This is a genomic window from Streptomyces sp. NPDC007088 (assembly GCF_042869355.1).
In the GTDB taxonomy this organism is placed as follows: Bacteria; Actinomycetota; Actinomycetes; order Streptomycetales; family Streptomycetaceae; genus Streptomyces.
Genome location: NZ_JBIAFO010000010.1, coordinates 94,435 through 111,299 on the forward strand (window position 1 = coordinate 94,435; position 16,865 = coordinate 111,299).

General features: G+C 70.4%; 25 protein-coding genes and 1 pseudogene. 15 read left to right on the forward strand and 11 right to left on the reverse strand.

Translation table 11 applies throughout. From position 1 onward, the window contains the following. Positions 1–38: 38 nt before the first annotated feature. On the forward strand, positions 39–716 hold the full coding sequence (locus ACFYMP_RS17630; RefSeq protein WP_388857717.1) for a hypothetical protein: 678 nt from the start codon (positions 39–41) through the stop codon (positions 714–716). A gap of 200 nt (positions 717–916) precedes the next feature. Here the strand turns inward: ACFYMP_RS17630 and ACFYMP_RS17635 are convergent, their stop codons facing one another. Continuing rightward, positions 917–1,177, reverse strand: a complete 261-nt coding sequence (locus tag ACFYMP_RS17635; RefSeq protein WP_388857720.1) for a hypothetical protein — start codon at positions 1,175–1,177, stop codon at positions 917–919. 239 nt (positions 1,178–1,416) lie between these two features. Continuing rightward, positions 1,417–1,764 (reverse strand): DUF6233 domain-containing protein, encoded by a 348-nt coding sequence (locus tag ACFYMP_RS17640; RefSeq protein ID WP_388857723.1) that lies wholly within the window; start codon positions 1,762–1,764, stop codon positions 1,417–1,419. Positions 1,765–1,916: 152 nt separating this feature from the next. Here ACFYMP_RS17640 and ACFYMP_RS17645 point away from each other — a divergent pair, with 152 nt between their 5' ends. Continuing rightward, a complete protein-coding gene (locus ACFYMP_RS17645; RefSeq protein WP_388857726.1) occupies positions 1,917–2,432 on the forward strand; it encodes a hypothetical protein in 516 nt (171 codons plus the stop codon). An 899-nt stretch (positions 2,433–3,331) separates the two neighbouring features. Continuing rightward, positions 3,332–3,418, forward strand: a pseudogene (locus ACFYMP_RS17650) (haloacid dehalogenase); the annotation flags it as partial. On the opposite strand, the gene ACFYMP_RS17655 reads toward ACFYMP_RS17650, so the two are convergent. Both ACFYMP_RS17655 and ACFYMP_RS17660 read right to left on the reverse strand, forming a co-directional pair. Further along, positions 3,418–3,696 (reverse strand): hypothetical protein, encoded by a 279-nt coding sequence (locus ACFYMP_RS17655; RefSeq protein ID WP_388857729.1) that lies wholly within the window; start codon positions 3,694–3,696, stop codon positions 3,418–3,420. The pseudogene ACFYMP_RS17650 and the gene ACFYMP_RS17655 sit on opposite strands and share 1 nt — an antisense overlap. 56 nt (positions 3,697–3,752) lie before the next feature. Continuing rightward, positions 3,753–3,956 carry a hypothetical protein gene (locus ACFYMP_RS17660; RefSeq protein ID WP_388857732.1) on the reverse strand — a complete coding sequence of 68 codons (204 nt, stop codon included), beginning with the start codon at positions 3,954–3,956 and terminating at the stop codon, positions 3,753–3,755. A gap of 112 nt (positions 3,957–4,068) precedes the next feature. On the opposite strand from ACFYMP_RS17660, the gene ACFYMP_RS17665 reads away from it, so the two are divergent. Together ACFYMP_RS17665 and ACFYMP_RS17670 are read left to right on the forward strand one after the other, a co-directional pair. Beyond that, positions 4,069–4,191, forward strand: coding sequence for a hypothetical protein (locus ACFYMP_RS17665; protein ID WP_388857735.1), 123 nt, complete (start codon positions 4,069–4,071; stop codon positions 4,189–4,191). A gap of 50 nt (positions 4,192–4,241) precedes the next feature. Beyond that, positions 4,242–4,739 carry a hypothetical protein gene (locus ACFYMP_RS17670; RefSeq protein ID WP_388857738.1) on the forward strand — a complete coding sequence of 166 codons (498 nt, stop codon included), beginning with the start codon at positions 4,242–4,244 and terminating at the stop codon, positions 4,737–4,739. Positions 4,740–4,865: 126 nt separating this feature from the next. Here ACFYMP_RS17670 and ACFYMP_RS17675 read toward each other — a convergent pair whose 3' ends face one another. The 4 genes from ACFYMP_RS17675 to ACFYMP_RS17690 form a co-directional block, all read right to left on the reverse strand. Further along, complete coding sequence (locus ACFYMP_RS17675; RefSeq protein WP_388857741.1) at positions 4,866–5,063, reverse strand: hypothetical protein; 198 nt, start codon at positions 5,061–5,063, stop codon at positions 4,866–4,868. Positions 5,064–5,213: 150 nt separating this feature from the next. Beyond that, positions 5,214–5,921 (reverse strand): hypothetical protein, encoded by a 708-nt coding sequence (locus tag ACFYMP_RS17680; protein WP_388857743.1) that lies wholly within the window; start codon positions 5,919–5,921, stop codon positions 5,214–5,216. Positions 5,922–5,969: 48 nt separating this feature from the next. Next, a complete protein-coding gene (locus ACFYMP_RS17685) occupies positions 5,970–6,806 on the reverse strand; it encodes a hypothetical protein (protein ID WP_388857746.1) in 837 nt (278 codons plus the stop codon). A 23-nt stretch (positions 6,807–6,829) separates the two neighbouring features. After that, positions 6,830–7,387, reverse strand: coding sequence for a hypothetical protein (locus ACFYMP_RS17690; protein WP_388857748.1), 558 nt, complete (start codon positions 7,385–7,387; stop codon positions 6,830–6,832). Positions 7,388–7,522: 135 nt separating this feature from the next. Here ACFYMP_RS17690 and ACFYMP_RS17695 point away from each other — a divergent pair, with 135 nt between their 5' ends. The 6 genes from ACFYMP_RS17695 (at position 7,523) to ACFYMP_RS17720 (ending at position 11,228) form a co-directional block, all read left to right on the forward strand. Continuing rightward, positions 7,523–7,822 carry a hypothetical protein gene (locus ACFYMP_RS17695; protein ID WP_388857751.1) on the forward strand — a complete coding sequence of 100 codons (300 nt, stop codon included), beginning with the start codon at positions 7,523–7,525 and terminating at the stop codon, positions 7,820–7,822. Continuing rightward, positions 7,819–8,100, forward strand: a complete 282-nt coding sequence (locus tag ACFYMP_RS17700; RefSeq protein WP_388857754.1) for a hypothetical protein — start codon at positions 7,819–7,821, stop codon at positions 8,098–8,100. Before ACFYMP_RS17695 ends, ACFYMP_RS17700 begins: the two co-directional genes overlap by 4 nt. Before the next feature lie 142 nt (positions 8,101–8,242). Beyond that, positions 8,243–8,419 (forward strand): hypothetical protein, encoded by a 177-nt coding sequence (locus tag ACFYMP_RS17705; protein ID WP_388857757.1) that lies wholly within the window; start codon positions 8,243–8,245, stop codon positions 8,417–8,419. A 192-nt stretch (positions 8,420–8,611) separates the two neighbouring features. Further along, the gene (locus ACFYMP_RS17710; RefSeq protein WP_388857760.1) at positions 8,612–9,700 is read left to right on the forward strand and encodes a polyprenyl synthetase family protein; all 1,089 of its coding nucleotides are present in this window, start codon (positions 8,612–8,614) and stop codon (positions 9,698–9,700) included. Then, complete coding sequence (gene uppS, locus ACFYMP_RS17715) at positions 9,697–10,386, forward strand: polyprenyl diphosphate synthase (RefSeq protein ID WP_388857763.1); 690 nt, start codon at positions 9,697–9,699, stop codon at positions 10,384–10,386. Before ACFYMP_RS17710 ends, uppS begins: the two co-directional genes overlap by 4 nt. Continuing rightward, positions 10,383–11,228, forward strand: coding sequence for a hypothetical protein (locus tag ACFYMP_RS17720; RefSeq protein ID WP_388857766.1), 846 nt, complete (start codon positions 10,383–10,385; stop codon positions 11,226–11,228). The genes uppS and ACFYMP_RS17720 overlap by 4 nt, the downstream gene beginning before the upstream one ends. Positions 11,229–11,230: 2 nt before the next feature. Here ACFYMP_RS17720 and ACFYMP_RS17725 read toward each other — a convergent pair whose 3' ends face one another. Continuing rightward, positions 11,231–12,007 (reverse strand): isoprenyl transferase, encoded by a 777-nt coding sequence (locus ACFYMP_RS17725; RefSeq protein ID WP_388857769.1) that lies wholly within the window; start codon positions 12,005–12,007, stop codon positions 11,231–11,233. 80 nt (positions 12,008–12,087) lie between these two features. On the opposite strand from ACFYMP_RS17725, the gene ACFYMP_RS17730 reads away from it, so the two are divergent. The 4 genes from ACFYMP_RS17730 (at position 12,088) to ACFYMP_RS17745 (ending at position 14,704) form a co-directional block, all read left to right on the forward strand. Next, positions 12,088–12,783: a hypothetical protein gene (locus tag ACFYMP_RS17730; protein ID WP_388857772.1), complete on the forward strand. Its 696-nt coding sequence runs from the start codon at positions 12,088–12,090 to the stop codon at positions 12,781–12,783. Then, positions 12,780–13,373 carry a hypothetical protein gene (locus ACFYMP_RS17735; RefSeq protein WP_388857774.1) on the forward strand — a complete coding sequence of 198 codons (594 nt, stop codon included), beginning with the start codon at positions 12,780–12,782 and terminating at the stop codon, positions 13,371–13,373. Before ACFYMP_RS17730 ends, ACFYMP_RS17735 begins: the two co-directional genes overlap by 4 nt. Beyond that, the gene (locus ACFYMP_RS17740) at positions 13,370–14,044 is read left to right on the forward strand and encodes a hypothetical protein (RefSeq protein ID WP_388857777.1); all 675 of its coding nucleotides are present in this window, start codon (positions 13,370–13,372) and stop codon (positions 14,042–14,044) included. Before ACFYMP_RS17735 ends, ACFYMP_RS17740 begins: the two co-directional genes overlap by 4 nt. A 99-nt stretch (positions 14,045–14,143) precedes the next feature. Continuing rightward, the gene (locus ACFYMP_RS17745) at positions 14,144–14,704 is read left to right on the forward strand and encodes an NUDIX hydrolase (RefSeq protein ID WP_388857780.1); all 561 of its coding nucleotides are present in this window, start codon (positions 14,144–14,146) and stop codon (positions 14,702–14,704) included. Here the strand turns inward: ACFYMP_RS17745 and ACFYMP_RS17750 are convergent. Beyond that, positions 14,688–16,034: a hypothetical protein gene (locus ACFYMP_RS17750; protein WP_388857783.1), complete on the reverse strand. Its 1,347-nt coding sequence runs from the start codon at positions 16,032–16,034 to the stop codon at positions 14,688–14,690. The genes ACFYMP_RS17745 and ACFYMP_RS17750 overlap by 17 nt on opposite strands. A gap of 13 nt (positions 16,035–16,047) precedes the next feature. Beyond that, on the reverse strand, positions 16,048–16,839 hold the full coding sequence (locus ACFYMP_RS17755; protein ID WP_388857786.1) for an inositol monophosphatase family protein: 792 nt from the start codon (positions 16,837–16,839) through the stop codon (positions 16,048–16,050). Between the last annotated feature and the right edge of the window lie 26 nt (positions 16,840–16,865).

Here is a 16,865-nt window from a genome sequence, read left to right on the forward strand (position 1 = left end):
GCGCGGCAGGTCGTCGCTGCGTCGAACGAAGGATGCCGATGCCCCAGCAGGACGACGCCGCCACCGAGGACCACATCCGGTGCGCAGTGACCGCACTGACCACCGTCTTCGAGAGCTTCGGGGCCGAGCACCAGGCCCTGGTGGGGGAAGCGGGCAAGACCTCCGCGAGGGAGCGCTGCCGCACCGTGAACCGTATGAGTGAAGAGATCGTCCAGGCCGCCCACATGGTCTCCTCCTCTGTCGTGGAGCTGGCCACCGTCCGCGGACTGCGCGTCCTCGGTGTCCGCCGTCAGTTCGCCAAGGACAGCGAGGGCAACGAGTACAGCCCCCTGATGAGCATGGGCGGCGACTCCTCCACCATGCTGTGCGAGGTGGTTGCCCACCTCTCGGAGGCCGCTGCCACCCTCGGCCGGGTGTACCAGCCGACCAAGAAGTATCCCAGTCTCGCGGTGGCCCGCTGCCCCGGGCACATGAAAGTGGCGTTCTCCGGCCTGCGCGCAGCCCTGGACGCCGTGTGCGCCGACCTCACCTCAGATGACCCGGAGGTGGCCCAGGAGTACACCTCTGCCCAGGCGCTGCTGACCAGGCTGGAGGACCGGGCGTGCCGCACCGTGCCTGCCCAGGGCGCCGGTCTGACCGCTGACGAGGTCGCAGCAGCGATCCGGGCGGACCCGGAGGTGGCCCGCGCAGCCGCCGCCGCGTTGGCGATCTCATAATCAAGGCGCCCGGAGCAACCCGCATCGCACCGTGGAATGTTGACTGGCCACTGGCCCTTGGAGGCGAGATGGAAGCACAGCACGATCTGGAGAGCGGACGCCCCGCGGGTAGCACCGGCCGGACTGATCATGTGTTCTCGGTCGCTCCTGCGGCGCGAGCCTCCGCGACCGCTGCTCGGGCGTCGTCCGCTGCTCGCTCATCAGTTCTCCGCCTCGGGGCCGCTGGTCCGGGTGGTGATGCTGCGCGGCGGATCGTGGTCGATCACCAGGCGGTCGGCACGCTCCGCGGCGGCAGTGAAGGAGCGCATCCACTCCTCGCCGACCGCGGCCCACGGCCGGCTGTTGGGCACCGGCCACATGAGCGTGTACATCTCGGCGGGGCTCTCCAGATTGGCGAGGCGGCTGGAGAGGACGCTGGGGGAGTCGAGCGTGAGCGGGATGCTGACGCGGTCCTCCGCCACCAGATCCTCGCGGTATGCCCCCTGCGGCGTCTCAGGGTACGCGCAGAAGCGCCCCAGACACTGCTCCAGCAGGGACGGGCCGCTTCTGCCATCCCGGCCCGCGTCTATGCATCGCTGTCCGCGGCAGCGAAACGGCCACCACCTGCTCGCCGGGCACCTCGGCGCCCCTTCCCCGGACTTGCCGCTACGGCCTGACTCCCTGCACAGCAGGCAGGCCGGGGGCGGCACCTGCCGCACGACTACCCGTCGACCCAGCCCAGCGCCACGTCCGGCTGACAATGCCCACACGCCGGAACCTGCTCGGCCAGGGCGCGCCGGGCCTGCTCCACGCTCACCGGGCGATGACGCTTCCCCGGATTCCAGCAGTCCCCCTGATGCAGCTGCACGGGCAGGGAGCCGGCCCCGATCCCGACCTCCAGTAGCCAGTCCGGCGCGGGCGGGCGCCGCTCCTCCTGGAGCCGCGTCTCGCGTTCGCGGCGCTCCTCGTCAGCGATCCACTGGTCGAGTTCAGCGAGCTGTCGCAGCGCGTTGCGTTCGACGACACGCCGCGCGAAGCGGAGGAGATCAAGACGGGATGGTTCGGACATGCGTTCGATAATAGGAGTGAGTGAAGCCCACGTTTCCCTCGGGGCCCCGTCGCGAGGAGGCCCTCTATGGCACCCCTGCCATTGACATTCAATGGCAGGGGTGCCATAGTTTTCTTCACCGGGGCACTCGCCCCGCAACGGAGGGAAATCCCATGCGTCCCATCACCGGCAACGACATCACCGACTTCCACAACGGCAGCGACGACCTCCTCGTCCTCACCGCCACTGGTGAGTTCAGCACCACCAACTACAGCGACATCGCCAACAGCTCCTACGGCGACAACCGGGCCACCGCCTACGACTACGTCACCCTCACTGACGGCACCGAGGTGCAGGTCCTCATGGAACGCTCCACCATCGACGACGGCGAGTTCTTCGAAGACGCCCTCGACAGCGAGGGCCGCCTGATCCCGTCCGTCGCCCAGGAGATGGCCGACATCACCAACACGGACGGCATCCTCCCCGGCCGGCTACAGAAGGCCCACCGCGCGAACGAGCTGTGGGAAACGGAAACCGCCCGCCTCGCACAGGAACGAGCCAAGGCCGTCGCCGAGGTCGTCGCATTCTGCGGCGGCAACCAGTCGGCCGCCGCCCGCGCCATGGGCATGGACCAGTCCACCGTGAATAAGCTCGTCCAGAAGGTCCGCCGCGCCGAGGCCACCGCCTGATGGCCTGCGTCGAATGCGGAGAGGCGCCGGCAGCGGGCCACACCCGCTGCCGGCGCCACCTCGAAGAACACCGGCGCAAGAGCCGCGCACGCCGCCAGGCCACCCGCGAGGCGCGCTACCCCACACCTCGGCGCGCCCGTCTCCTTGGGCTCCTCGCAGAGGGCATCCCGCTCGCCGAAGCCTGTACGGAGGTCGGCTTCCCGGTACTGGGCGTGCACCGTCTCGCCCGCGAGGACGCACGCTGGGCGCTCGCGCTCGATACAGCCCTCCGCGCGGGTCGCGACCCCGACTTGGAGCACGGCACGAGCCGGGCCTACAGCCGGGGGAAGTGCCGCTGCCCCGAGTGCCGCCGCGCGCATTACCTGGAGCGCACTCCTCGCCCCAACGAGCCAGAGTTCGACTCTGAGCCCGAGCCTGCACGCTGCCCCGGGCCTGCGTCTCAGCCATCGGAGAGGAAACAGCAGGCCCTCACTGCCGCTCAGCGGGACACGCTGGAAAGCATGTGGCGCGGCGGCCGAGCAGTCGTTGACATCGCCGCCGCTGTAAACCGAAGCGGCGCTACGGTTCACAGATTCGCCGAGATGGCCGGGCTCCCCGGTAAGCGGCGGAAGTACGGGCTAGGCGGACAAGGCTCAGCCGGGGACGCAGCCCTGACTGAGATGTGGATGGCAGGCACGTCTACCTCCGCGATCGCTGAGCATTTCGGCGTAAGCCCCAGAGCGATCCGGTGCCACGCCGACCGCCTGGGCCTGCCACGCCGCAAGCGCGGCGCCCCTCAGCGGAAGGAGAGCTGAACGCCTGCCACACTGCGGCCGGCACGCCACGCACCCCCGTCGTGGCGGGCCACCCACGGAGGAGTGGACTACCTCGCGCGGCGCAGCCTCCGTAGGATCACCGGCATGATTCGAGCGGTGGTCTTCGATGTCGGTGAATGCCTGGTAGACGAGACGCGGGAGTGCGGCACCTGGGCCGACTGGCTCGGCGTCTACCAGGCTTCGACCGGCACTGCAGCGGCCAGGTAGCCCATCTCGTCGGGCTCCCAATCCTCCGCGACCCCCCAGCCGTGCTCGCGTAAGACGTCCACGGCGCGGAGCATGGGGTCCTCCTCCTCGTCATAGGCGGCCTCGCAGCGCAGCAGTTCGTCCCCCATCAGGTCATACGTGGCAGGGGCGAGGTCGGATTCCGCGGTGAACGCGTCGCCGTCCTCGTCGGACGGGGCGGAAGCCCAGGCCGACGACGCCACCTCGTACACGATGAGCGACACGCTCGCGCGGTTTACGACCAGTCCAGCCTGGTGCTCCATGGGGTCCCTTTCGGTGGTTACTTGACGCCTGCGGCGCGGCAGATCTGCCGGATGCGTTCCCGGCTGTAGCCGGTGGCCTCGGCGAGGTCTTTCTGCGCGGTCCCGGTGCGGCGGGCCTCGGCGATGGCGGCGTAGAGCGCTTGGAGTGCGACGTCGGTTTCGCCTTTGAGCTGCTCGTGGTGGGCGTGCGCGGTTCTGACCCGGCTGAGGGGGGTGTTCATGTGCTCCAGTATGCCAACCATGGTAGGCCAAATAAAGTGGGCCAAACAGGATTGACATGCCAAGCCCGTTTGGCATAGGCTGAGGACACCTCAGCAGGAAGGGGGTGAGCAAGTGAACAGTGGGGACATCACCCTCGCGGTAGGAATCGCGACCCTCGTGGGCCCGGGCGGCGAGGACTTCGGGTCCGCCCACGACCTGTCGGACTGGCTGGACAAGAACCCCCCTTTCGCGTAGCTGTTTGCGCAGCTCGCCCGCAGTGTCAGTGGCTGCTCTAGGCTCCACCCATGCCGATCCACTACACGACGTTCGTGATGCCCGGCGCAGCGATGGGGATGCCGCACGACACCCCGTTCTTCGTGCTCGGAGCCGAGTCCGAGGAGGAGGTCGGCAGCATCCCGGCCGTCACCTCGCTGCACCGCACCGGGAACCATATGACCCCGTACAGCCACGCGTCGATGGTCCTGGGTGAAATCCCCGTAACCGACATCTGGGCGATGACATCAACCGAACAGTACGATAGCCGGGCAAAAGTGGTTATCCTGCGAGACCCCGTACCGGTTGACATCGATACGAAGTACGCGGAGCTGACGGAGGGTATCCTCGGCCCGGACCTTCCCCCGTGGGTCGGCCTCGTGCTGGCTGCCCAGATCCGTTCGTACGTCAGGGACGTGCCCATGACGGTGGGAAAGGACGTCAACGACGTGCTGAGCATCGGCATCGACCCCTCAGCGCCCACGACGTTCCCGGCCTGGGCGCAGCAGGTCATTCCGCCCGGGATCTGACCGACTCGCCACACTGAGACCGGCCCGCCGCGCACCCCCGTCGCGGCGGGCCGCACTCCACTGGCAGACTGAGCCCCGGCCCCGGCTGGCCCCTATTCGGCTCCCCCGTCGTACAGCACGCCGGGGCTACTCACTGCCCGGGTGCCGCACCATGGCCTTCAGAGCGCGCTCGACCTCATACCGGTTCTCCCCCGCCGCGATAGCAACCTCCGTGACCCGGGCATGCACAGCAGCAGCCGTCTCCGGGGTGAGCGCGCCGGCCTGGATCTGCGCCCAAGCGGAACGTTCCAGCTCGATCAGGTCGTCAGGGAGTTCGATAGCCACCCCGGGAGAGTACGCCCCACCCCCCCACCCGACTGTCACAGGGCACGCACGAAAGCCCTCGCCAGCTACTCCAGCAGCGTCGGGGGCTTTCATCACGCCGGGCCGCGTCAAGTGCTGCGCCAGCAGCGGGCACACCGCCCACATCCGGGACTACGCATCACTGTCCGCGGTGGCGAACCGGCCTCCGTCTTCTCGGCGGGCGCCCCGGCGCCCCTTGCCCGGGCTCGCCTCGGCGGCCTCACGCACCCGGGCCTCGGAGTACAGGGACTCGCCCCACCGCCCCACCTCCCGCCCCTCGGACTGGAGACCGTGCCGAAACAGCCACTTTCGGGCGCTGCCAGTCGCGGCATCCCCGCTATACCCGAGGAAGCCCGCCACCATGCTGACCGTCCACAACGTGTCAGCGGGGACAGCACCCCCGATGTGCAGTTCAGGCAGGTCCTCGAAGGTGAGCGCCGCCCGGGCCTGGGGGACCCACTCCAAGACCTCGCTCCACGCGCCTCCGAAGCGGTCCGTCCTCTTCCCTAGGGCCGCCATGACCTCCCTGAGGCCGTCCCCGCAGGCGGCGTCGTCCCGGTCTACGACTGCGACGAGCTCCCGCGCGACCCGAATGGCCTGGTGAGCGGTTCCCTCCGCCTCGTCGGGGTCGTCGGCAGGCAGGCTGAGGGTGAGGAAGTCGTGGTCGGGGTGGCCCGGGGCGTGTACCTGCGCGATCGAGTCGTTGCGGGCAGGCACCCACGTCACCTCGCACCACCACCCGCCCCGGTAGCGCTCGCTGACGTACTGCCGGTTGTCGAGACCGGAGTTGGAGGTCTTGATGAGAACCGGCGTGTCGTAGGGGATGGGCAGGAGTTTCATGTGTCGCCTTCCATGAGAGTGCGTCGGGACGGGCGCCAGGGCGCCTCATTACTGGTCGGTGTCGGTGAGCGAGACGATGCAGGCCGATGCCTGGCTGCGGGACATTTCCTCCAGGCCGGCGCGAGTGGTGGGGCCGGCGAAGGAGCCGCCGCACTCGCCGTTGCGCTCGCGGCGAGCGAGAAGAGTCAGGATGTAGTCGACCTGGCGGTCGGTGGCCAGAGGCCCCTTGAGGCGAGCAGCTTCGGCGAGCCGCTTTGCGCGGGCCCTGCGCGCCGCCGCCTCAGCGGCCTCAGCCAGTTTCCGCTGGCCATGCTTGATGACGCGTGCGGTGGCACCGGCGGCGTGCTGCTGAGCCCACATGATGAGCACGTCGCAGGTGGAGAGCGCGTAGGTGTCCGAGCGAGTGACGGGAAGTCGGCGCTTCAAATGCGCGGGGTCGTCGTCTTCTCCGCCAGTGATCTCCCACCATGGGGAGGGGCTGATGCTCCGGGCGGGCGGCCGGCGGAGGCGGATGTGGTAGCAGGAGTCCGTTTCTTCGTAGAAGCGGAGGTGGAAAGCCGCGGTCTCCTTGCGGTGGAAGACGCTCTCGCTCCCGGCCAGACGAGGGTCCTTCCCCGGTCCGTGGCCACTGGCGGTGCCGTCAGCGAGGGCGATCCTCCAGAAGGTGTACTCGTGGCCCTCGCTGATTCCGCTCTCCTGCTCCAGGCGGTACGTAGTGCGCTTGCGGGTGACGAGAGCGACGTGGCAGAGAAGGGACGAGCTGTCGATGACCCAGCGGCCGGCCTGCTTGGTGGCGGTGACAGCGCCACGGTGGCACCACGAGTGGATCGTACGGATGCTGACACGAGCTTGAGCTGCGGCCTGAACGGCGGTGATGGTGCCCATCGGCTCCCCTGGGTGGCGGTGGATCACGTGTAGCGGGGGTTGAGGTAGTCGTCGTCGCGGGCCTGCGCGGCGGCGGCTGCCTGGTCGGTCTGTGCGATGGCCTCCCAGTACGCCGTCGCGAAGGCCGGGCACTGGGAGAGGTCGTTCGTGTCGAGGTAGTAGACGGCGTCGCCGTCGTCGGTGGTGTCGTAGAGGCCGAGGGTCTCGGGGGTGATGCCGTAGTCGCCGTAGGTCTGGCGTGCGAGGCCGAGGAACACCTTGTCCTGGGCGTAGGGGGGATTGGTGGGGGTGACAGGCGCGCGGTCGCGGTAGGCGGCGGCGAGGGCTTCGGCGTTGCCGCGGACGCCGTAGCGGCCGCGGGGCAGGGAGACGATCGTTCCGGTGGGCTCAGCCATGATCCGGGTGGCCTTCCTGGCGCGCATGGCGCCGATGGTGATGCGGCGGGCGAGGGAAGCGGTGTCGATGGACCAGCGGCCGGCTGCCTTGGTCGCGGCGATGACGCCGTTGCGGGCCCAGACGCGGATGGTGGCGACGGTGACGTGCGCTCGGCTGGCGGCCTGCGCGGTGGTGATGCTGCTCATCGGGTCCCCTCGGTGCTGATGACTCCATAATGCCTCACTGCGAGGCGTTATGGCAAGGGGTGCACCACACACGCACAAAAAAGCTCCGCCTGGTACACGAACACACCAGGCGGAGCACAGGAGGGTGGCCCCCCGATGACAGCAGGCAAAGTCTACGAGGCATGCGGGTACGAGCGCAGCCCGTTCTCCACGAGGGCGAGGTGTCGCATCCGGGCGCTGGGCGCCGACTTGGTGCTCCTCAACCGGCATGAGGCGCGCGCGCTACTGCCCGGGACCCGGCCGACCGGCCGCAACCTTGCGCTCGACGCGGTAGAGCTGGCGGCGCTGGCCTGTGAGACGGGGGCGGTGGTCGCCCGACGTATCGTCCTGCCCACCCCGATTCCGGACGTTCTCGCGACACAGATCATCGAAGACCTCCGGGGGGCGGCGGCATGAGCGAGCCCATCGAGGTCAGGGCGGTCCGTGTAGGACGGCAGTGGGCGGCCGAACGAGCGGTTCACGGTGTCTACCCGCACGGTCGGACGCTGGCCGGCCTTCAGCAGTCGATGGAGGACGGACTCGCTCTGCTCAATGTGCACGCCGAGGTCACCGTCATCGCGACCAGCCCGGTACTGGGGACGACCACGGCTTCGGCCGCGACATACGCGGCCAGGCCGGTGGGCTGGTCACGAGCAACTCCCGCTCTGCGCGTCGGAGAAGGGGGGGGGAGGTGAGCCGTCTGGCGGGCGTATCCGTCCTGATCACCGGGGCCACGAGCGGGATCGGCCGCGCGGCGGCACTTGAGCTTTCCGCACTCGGGGCTCAGGTCGCCTTGGCGAGGGCCTGCGACAGGAACTGGAGCAGCACGGAGTGAGGGTGGCCGTCATCGAGCCCGGTCTCGTCGACACAGCGCTGACCGCCGGCCTGCTGCGCAGGGACCGTGCGGCGCTCACCGCGCAGGATGTCGCCGACGCCATCGCCTACATGGTCACCCGGCCCGCGCATCTTGCTGTCACGCAGGCAGTTCCTCGGTCGATGGGCAGGCGCCGCTGAGCCTCCGGGCCCGCGCCCGGCTGTTGCGCGACAACCGCGACACCGTCACCTCTACCGGCGCAACACCTGGGCGGGATGCACTGGCCGTGGCCGCAGGGCGCATTTGCCTGTACGGCCGCTTTCCGTCCTGATCAGCGATTCCACCGAGTACGGAATCGCCGGCTGGTGTGCACAGAAGGGCTCTTTTCGCGCATGAACGCCACTGTGGTCACCCACGAGATGGGGCGCCGCATCGTCGTCCACCGCAACCGATTCCAGGATCTGTTCGAGGCCTACTTTCGCTCGCTGCGCGACAGCTGGGATGTGCCGCAGCTCAGCCGTTTCGCTCCCGAGGCCCTGGACCGCGTCGAGGAACTGGCACTGCGCGGAGGCAAGCGGCAGCGCGTCGCCTTCGTGTACGAGGCGATGAATCTGGTGCCCGGCACGGGTCGTCAGGATGCGGTCGACACGGCCGCGCTGAGCATCGAGCTGCTCCAGGCCCACCTCCTCATCCACGACGACATCATCGACGACGCCCCCACACGCCGCGGCGGCCCGTCCACGTACTACGCCTACCGCAACGCGATCCCGGACCGGCCCCAGCACGCTCTCGGGCTCGCCCTGCTCGCGGGCGACCTCGCACTGGCGCTGTCCTTTCAGGTGATCGCCGACACCGCCCTGCCCGCCTGGATGGTTCAGTCGATGACACAACTGCAGCTCACCGCGGCCACCTCCACGTTCCTCGGCCAGATCTTCGACCTCGAGCGGGACTTCCTCGGCGTTCCGGACGAGGACCTGCTGCATTCCATCTGCGACTACAAGGCCGCCCGTTCTTCCGCGCTCGCCCCGCTCCAGCTCGGCCTGCTCGCAGCGGAACAGGACCCGCGCGAGCACAATGAGACCCTGCGCCGCTACGCCTGGGCCTTCGGCGTCTCGGGACAGATGCGGGACGACTACCTGAGCCTGTTCGGCGACGAGAAGGTCACCGGGAAGCCAGCCAGCGCCGATGTCCGCGACGGCCGGGTCACCTACCCGATCCGCATGGTGCTGCTGGCCGCCTCGCCCAGTGAGCGGAAGGTGCTGGAGTCGGTCCTGGGTCGGCCGGACGCCTCGGAGGCGGACGTGGACAACGTCCGGCAGATCATTCGCGACCACCGCGTTGACCGGGCGCTGCTGACCGCCATGCGCCGCTACGCTGACCTCGCCAGCCGAGAGGCGGCCGCGTGGGCCGACTGGGGCGAGGGCGAGGCCGTGGCGTTCTTCCGGGACGTCCCCGTCTGGGGCATCGAGCGTCTGCTGTGAGTACCGTCCCGAGCCACGTCGGCATAGTCCTCGACGGAAACCGCCGATGGGCACGGCGGCACAGGCTGTCGCCCTCCGACGGTCACCGGATCGGCTTCGGCAGGATTCCGCAGGTCCTTTCCTGGTGCGAGGAGGCGGGCATCTCCTTCGTGACCCTGTGGATGCTCTCCACCGACAACCTGCGTCGCGACAGGGAGGAAGTGGACGCGCTGATGGAGATCATCACGGCTGCGGCGCTCCAGCTGGCGTGGTCGAAGCGGTGGCGCATCCATCATCTGGGTGACGCTGAGCTCCTTCCTCCGCCTGTCGCGGCCGCCGTGCGACACGCTGAGACGACCACTGCCGAGGTACCGAACAGGCTGACCGTGAACTTGGCCATTGGCTACGGAGGCCGCAGCGAGATCACCGGCGGCATCCGCCGACTGCTCGCCGGCTGGGCCGACGAGGGGATCTCGCCGGGAGAAGCGGCCAAACGGCTCACGCCGGAAGACCTCCACCAGCTCATCAGCCGCGGCCAGCCGGACCCCGAACTTCTCATTCGGACCTCCGGTGAACAACGCGGCAGCGGATTCCTGCTCTGGACGGCCGCCGACTCGCGGCTGTGGTTCACCCGCACCCACTGGCCGGACTTCAGCCGGGACGACCTGGCCCGGGCCCTGGCCGAACACCGGAAGGCATACCTATGACCCCTGGATCATCCATCTCTTTTCTGGGCGTGGACGGCTCGGGCAAGTCCACCATCGCGCGAGCGCTGCGCGAGGAACTGGCAGCGGCCGGCAGGAAGGTGCGCATCCTGTCGCGACGCGACTACCTGCGTGAACAGCCTCAAGGGCACGTCGCTCACGCCAACCGGGCGCTCTACGACGCGGGGCTGCGCTCGCTGTACTCCTTCGCCCGCAACGACGAGGGGCAGGCGCTCGGGGAGCTGCTCCCCGGCCCGTCGGGAGATCTCCGCGACACCGTGTTGGAACAGAAGCTGAGCGGGGCCCGCATCAGCGCCAACGACCCGCAGGCCATCACCGCGGCCGCATTGAGCGAGATCGCCGGCAGCCTCGTCTACTACACCAGCGTCGTCCAGCCCGAGCTGGACCGGGGCACTGCGGTGATCGAGGAGACCCACCCGCTGAAGATGGTCACCAAGCTGTGCCTGCTCGCTTCCCAGATCGCGTCCGACGAACGCCACGGGCGCGCCGCCGTCACCGCGCTGCGCTCGGCCACCATGGTCCTGGCGCCCGACCCCTTCCGGGACGTGCCGGTCCTCGTACGGTGCGACCCGCAGCGCGCGTACGACCGGCTCATCGCCACGCGCGGCGGCCTGGGCGTGTTGGAGCATCATGGGCTGGCCGGCCGCGGCACCGGCCGGGAGGCGTACATGGACCTGATGGTGAGGGTCCAAGAGGCCTTCGAGGACGTGGCGCAGAGCTGGCGGTGCGTCGTGGTCGACAGCGACGACGAGGACCAGGACCGCTCAGTGAAGCGAGCGATCGAGACGATCCTCGCCGACCCGCGCACCGCGCATCTGGCCTGATGTCACCGGCCGTACCGGCGCTCGCGGGCCGCATACGACCGCAGGGCGCGCAGCAGGTCGATCTGCCGGAACGCCGGCCAGAGGACCTCGACGAAGTGGACCTCGGCGTAGGTGGACTGCCACAGCAGGAAGCCAGACAGCCGCTGCTCACCGGAGGTCCGGATGATGAAGTCGGTGTCGCGCCCGGCCGAGGAGTACAGGTGCTCGGAGATGTGCTCGATGTCGAACCTGTCCGCGAGCTCCATCGGGTCGCCACCGGCGGCGGTGTGCTGCTCGAACGCGGCCTTGACCGCGTCCACGATCTCCCGGCGGCCGCCGTAGCCGACGGCGACGTCGACGCGCATCCCGCCCCGGCCGGCGGTCTGTGCGGCGGCGTCCTTCAGCTTCTGCGCGCTGTCCCCGGGCAGCAGGTCCAGGGCTCCGATGATCTCGATCTCCCACGGGCCCGGCGTGGCACAGACTTTCTGCACGGTCTCCTCGATGACCTCCAGCAGCGGACCGAGCTGGTCGGCGGGCCGGTTGAGGTTGTCGTCGGAGAGCATCCACAGGGTCACGTGCTCGAGGTCGGCTTCCACGCACCAGCGCAGGAAGTCGCTGACTTTGGCCCCGCCCATGCGGTAGCCCTCACGCGGGTCGGAGTGCCCCTGTCCGCGGGCCCAGCGGCGGTTGCCGTCGAGCATGATCCCGACGTGCGCGGGCCGGGGCGCGCCCTTCAGCTTGCCGGCCAGGCGCCTGACGTACACCTTCTCCAACGCCCGCCGGACGGCCTTGAGTGCCACGCCGCTCCCCTTCGCTGTTCATCCGCGCTGCCAGATCAGCGTCACCGTATCGCCATCCTCACCGGCCCGAAGCAGGTTCGATGCTGACAATCACAAATCTCGCCACCGCGCTCGACACGATCGACTGGAACCGGCCGCGTGCCTGCGCGAAAACCAGCAGGGAAGTCCTGAGCGCCCTGGCCAAGGACCGGGCTCTGCTGACCGAGCTGGTGTGCTCCCTGGCGGACGACCCCGCCCGGCGGCAGAGGTGCGAGACCAACCCGCTGGTCGACCGGCTCGTCCTGGCCCAGGACACCACCGGGGCCGACCGGTGGCAGCTGCGTCTGCACGCGTTCCCCATGGGAGAGCTGGAATTGATACCGCACGACCACAAGTACCCCTTCGCCGTCCGTGTCCTGCACGGCGGCTATCTCCACACGTGGAACCGGCGCACCGGCCAGGACCAGACCGGGCCGTTCACCTCCGCCGACCTCGCGGCCGGCACCGTCACCGTCGAGGGGCCGGGCAGCGGATACCTCCTCATGCACTCCCTGGTCCACCAGACCGCCGTCCTGCCCGGCTCGGTCACCCTCTTCCTGCGCGGCCCGGCGCGCCAAAGCCGATGGCACTCGGCCTCAGACCTGCACGACCTGCACCAGGACGACCACGGACGCCCGGTCCGGGACGACACCCGCTACCGGCGCTCCACCCCCATGTCCCCCGCCCAGCTCCAGAACCGCGTCGCGGAGCTGGCACGCCTCGGCGTCATCACCACAGAAAGGCCCGCCCGCCCGTGACCCGCCTTGCCCTGCTTGCGCCTGTGACCGCGCTGCTCGACCAGAGCAGCGCTCCCTCCGACGTCCCAGACAGCCCCGACATCCTCCACGGCGGATGGCTGCCGTACGCGGCCCGCCAGGCCCTCACCCTGATCACCGCAGCGGACGCCGCCAACGCCGCGGAGTCGTTCACCGGGAACGGCCACACCCACCTCCTCCTGCACCGCGAGGACGACGTGGCCCTGTACCTGCGGACCCACGCCGACGGCACGCCCGCTCCCGCCGAGGCTGCCGAGAAGACCGTCACCCTTACCCTGGCCGGCACCCACTACCTGGAGTGCTTCCGCCACCGCGGCGACGTGGAGGCCGATCACCCCTGGTACCTGCGTACCTTCCAGCCCGAAAGCACCTACGCCTGCCACCCGGGGACCCTGCGTACCACGCAGACCAGCCCGGACGGCGCCCAGCTGGTCGTCGCCCGCGCCCCTCTGGCGCCGGAAGGGCCGACTCTCGACGCCGACACCTACCTGCAGATACTCGCGGCCGCCCAGGCGCTGATCACGCCCGCGCTCACCGGGGGCCACGCGGCCACGGAGGTGAACGCGCGATGACGACCGCCGCCCGGAGCTGGCTCGACGACCTGCCGGCCATCGACGACACGGACCTGCGGGCCAGCCACCGCGTCCGCAGCGAGATCCTCGAACGCCTCGGCGCCGACCAGGGACTGCTGACCCGCCTCGTCCACGAGATCGAGCACGATCCGCACCGCCTGGCCGAGAGCGAGATCCACCCGCTGATCAACCGGCTCGTCCTCTACCAGGACGACGCCCGCGGTCTGCAGATCCGCCTGCACATGTCGCCCGGCAGCCGCGAGCTGGTGCCGCACGACCACAAGTACTCCTTCACGGTGAAGATCCTCAAAGGCGCCTACATCCACGTGTGGCGGCGCCGTACCGGCACCAGCGAAGAAGAGTTCACCGCCGCCGACATCGAGCCGGGCATCATCACTATCGAGCGCCCCGGCTCGGCCTACACCCTCGGGCACCCGATGATCCACCAGACGGTCATGCTGCCCGGGACGGTCACCCTGTTCATCCGGGGGCCGCGGGCCAAGGACCGGTCCCATGCCGCGCTGGACATGCTGCCCGCCGCCGACGACTGGCCGCAGGCCGCGCAGGCGGGCAAGCCCAAGCACGCGCGCGGGCAGCGCCCGGTCACGATGGACGAGTACCGCGCCATGCGGCAGCAGCTCGCCGACCAGGGCGTCATCACAGCCGCCTGAACCCCGGCTCAGACCGGGACGGGGGTGTTGCGGAGCCTGCGCAACACCCCCGCGCCCTTCGCCACACCACCAGCACTGTCACTCTTCGAGCCGAATAGGATGCGTACCGTGACTGATCGCGATGCACTGCAATGGGCCCTGACCGGTGAACGGTCCGAGCCGGCCGGCTTCCTGAAGGTCGGATGCCGCACCTACCGCTACCCCGACGGCCGCGAGGGCGACTGGGACATCCTCAACGGACCGCGGACCGTGGCGCTGGTGGCGCTCACGGACGACGGCCGCGGAGTGCTGGTGCGCCAGTTCCGCCCCGGCCCCGGCAAGGTCCTCAAGGAACTGCCCGGCGGCCTGGTCGGGCCGGACGAGGAGGTCGAGGACGCCGCGGCCCGCGAGCTGCTGGAGGAGACCGGCTTCGAGGCCCGGTCGCTCACCGTCGTCATGCAGACCTACCTGGCCTCGTACGCCACCCACGTCCGCTACGCGGTCCTCGCGCAGGGCTGCCGCAAGGTCGCCGAGCCCCGGCCCGACGGAGACGAGTTCGTGGAGCCGTTCACCCTGCCGGTGGCGGAGTACGTGGCCCATGTCCTGGGCGGTCAGCTGACCGACGCGGACATGGGCCTGGCCGGGCTGGTGGCCGCCGGCCTGCTCAAGCAGACAGTTTGAACGCCGGCCCGCCGAGCGTGCGGGTGAGCAGCTCGGCCGTCTCGGCCGGGGCTTCGATGTAGAGGCGGGTGCCCGGTTCGGTGCCGGAGGCGCGCACGGCGATGTGGCCGTGCGCGCCGTCGTCGTAGTGGGCGACGGGCCCGGTGATGTCGGCACGCCAGGTGGGCAGCAGGCCGGGCAGAGCGCGCAGCACGTCGGTGAGCGTGGCGGGCGTGGTGTGGACGAGCTGGGTGTGCGGGTGGGCCTGGCGGACGTCATGGACGGCGTCGTCCAGGTCCTCCAAGGACGTGAAGGTGCGCAGGAGGGCGGTGAGGGCGGTGAGGGCGTCCCGCTCGAAGTAGCCGTCCGGGCCGGCGACGTGGACGAGCGCACCGTTGGGCTCCAGCGCCAGTGCCCGGACGGGCGCCTCGCGCCAGGCCGCCACGAGGTGCTTGAAGCCGACGTCGGTCTCGGTGACCTTCAGGCCGGCCTGCGCGCGCCGCGCGGCGCGCAAGGCCATGCGGGGGGCGACGTGGGTGGTGATCAGCCGTTGCACCGGTAGCCCCGCGTACAGCAGCGCGGCGGCCTGTTCGGCGCTGGGGATGTAGCCGGAGCGGTGGGTGAACAGCACGAGCCGGTCCCCGTCGCCGTCGGTCATCGCCAGCAGGGCCCGCTCGCGGTGGGCGAGTCGGTCCAGGAGGGCGCGGCCGGTGCGTTCGGCGTGGACGCGGGGGACGGGGTCGGGGCTCTGCCCGGCGAAGAACGGCAGCGGGCGCCCGCGCAGGACCCGGATGCCGGGCAGAAGCCCGGTCAGGACGCCGACCGCGCCGTGGGCGGCGTCGAGGAGGACGTCACCGTCGAAGGCTCCGGCGGCTGTGCTGAGCGGGTCGCCGACGGCACCGATGTAGGGGCTGAGGACATCGGTGCGCTGGTGGTGGCGCACCTCCAACAGGCCCGGGTCGAGGGCGGCGTCCGCCGGGGGCTGGGGCCAGGGGATGCCGTGCCCGGAGCGGTCGCGGACCTTGATGCCGATGTATCCGGGCGGGTTGTGGCTGGCGGTGACGACGACGGCCGCGGTCAGGTCGGGCCTTGCGTGCACGAGACTTCCGAACGCGGGTGTGGGCCCGGGTGTCGAGGCGAGGTGGGTCCTCAGCCCGCGGTGGGCGAGCAGGTCGGCGGCGAGGTGCGCGACTTCGCGTGCGCCGGCCCGGGCGTCGTGCCCGATCAGGACGTGCTCGCCCAAGGCGCCCTGGGCGGCGCAATGGTCGAGGGCGGCGAGGAGCTGCGGTTCGGCCCAGTCCGGGCCGGGACGGCCGCGCCAGCCGTCGGTGGTGGTGGCGAGGGAACGCATCGAAGAGGTCCTTCTACAGATGGGGAGCGGCCGGTGGGCGCAGCAGCGCCGACAGGTCCGCGTCAGGTGGTCGGAGCAGGGCGAGCCAGCCGTCGAGCCGGCCGGGCCGGGTGCGAGCCAGGTCGCTGCCGGTGGTGTCGTGGACGGTTCCGCCGGCTGCGGCGACGGCGAGGGCGGCGGCCGGGTAGTCCCACGGCGCGGCGCCGCGGCCGGGCCGGGGCAGGTAGAGGGCGGCCGGGGCGCGGCCGAGAGCGACGAAGGCGATTTTCACGCTGGCGGTGGCGACCGGGTGCGCGGACCAGCCGGTCCCGGCCAACCGGTCCTGGACGGTGCCGGTGTGGCCGGGGCTGGTCAGGACGGCGCGGGGGCCGTGGTGCGGCAGCCGGGTCACGTCGCCGGTGACATGGAGGAGACCGGGCGCCGCGCTGATGCGGAGGTCGTGGGCGGGCAGGTCGATGACGCCTTCGGCCGGGATGCCGTCGCGGACCAGGCAGACGGCGATCGCGTAGTCGCTGCTGCCGGCGAGAAACGGCGCGGTGCCGTCCAGCGGATCCACGAGCAGGCACTCGTCGGGCAGTTGGGGGATCTCGGCCAGGCCCTCCTCGGCGATCACCGGGATTCCGGGGAACGCGCAGGAGAGCTCGGCGGTGAGGCGGTCCTGCAGGGTGAGGTCGAGCTCGGTGACGACTTCGCGGCCGCCGTGGACACTCGCCTTGTCCCGCGCGGGGGCCGGGGCCGCACGGAAGCGGGCGATGTCCCGGCGGCAGGTGCCGAGGACCGAGCGCAGCGCGCGCCCGAGCTCCACGTCCGCGCCTGCCGGTGGCGCAGGCG

Bases quoted from the DNA above. Each gene is read 5' to 3' on its own strand.
- ACFYMP_RS17660 (WP_388857732.1), bottom strand. From the start codon at position 3,956: ATGAACACCCCCCTCAGCCGGGTCAGAACCGCGCACGCCCACCACGAG.
- ACFYMP_RS17630 (WP_388857717.1), top strand. From the start codon at position 39: ATGCCCCAGCAGGACGACGCCGCCACCGAGGACCACATCCGGTGCGCA.
- ACFYMP_RS17685 (WP_388857746.1), bottom strand. From the start codon at position 6,806: ATGGGCACCATCACCGCCGTTCAGGCCGCAGCTCAAGCTCGTGTCAGC.
- ACFYMP_RS17695 (WP_388857751.1), top strand. From the start codon at position 7,523: ATGACAGCAGGCAAAGTCTACGAGGCATGCGGGTACGAGCGCAGCCCG.
- ACFYMP_RS17640 (WP_388857723.1), bottom strand. From the start codon at position 1,764: ATGTCCGAACCATCCCGTCTTGATCTCCTCCGCTTCGCGCGGCGTGTC.
- ACFYMP_RS17680 (WP_388857743.1), bottom strand. From the start codon at position 5,921: ATGAAACTCCTGCCCATCCCCTACGACACGCCGGTTCTCATCAAGACC.
- ACFYMP_RS17750 (WP_388857783.1), bottom strand. From the start codon at position 16,034: ATGCGTTCCCTCGCCACCACCACCGACGGCTGGCGCGGCCGTCCCGGC.
- ACFYMP_RS17745 (WP_388857780.1), top strand. From the start codon at position 14,144: ATGCGTACCGTGACTGATCGCGATGCACTGCAATGGGCCCTGACCGGT.
- ACFYMP_RS17730 (WP_388857772.1), top strand. From the start codon at position 12,088: ATGCTGACAATCACAAATCTCGCCACCGCGCTCGACACGATCGACTGG.
- ACFYMP_RS17670 (WP_388857738.1), top strand. From the start codon at position 4,242: ATGCCGATCCACTACACGACGTTCGTGATGCCCGGCGCAGCGATGGGG.
- ACFYMP_RS17690 (WP_388857748.1), bottom strand. From the start codon at position 7,387: ATGAGCAGCATCACCACCGCGCAGGCCGCCAGCCGAGCGCACGTCACC.
- ACFYMP_RS17700 (WP_388857754.1), top strand. From the start codon at position 7,819: ATGAGCGAGCCCATCGAGGTCAGGGCGGTCCGTGTAGGACGGCAGTGG.
- ACFYMP_RS17710 (WP_388857760.1), top strand. From the start codon at position 8,612: ATGAACGCCACTGTGGTCACCCACGAGATGGGGCGCCGCATCGTCGTC.
- ACFYMP_RS17720 (WP_388857766.1), top strand. From the start codon at position 10,383: ATGACCCCTGGATCATCCATCTCTTTTCTGGGCGTGGACGGCTCGGGC.
- ACFYMP_RS17645 (WP_388857726.1), top strand. From the start codon at position 1,917: ATGCGTCCCATCACCGGCAACGACATCACCGACTTCCACAACGGCAGC.
- ACFYMP_RS17740 (WP_388857777.1), top strand. From the start codon at position 13,370: ATGACGACCGCCGCCCGGAGCTGGCTCGACGACCTGCCGGCCATCGAC.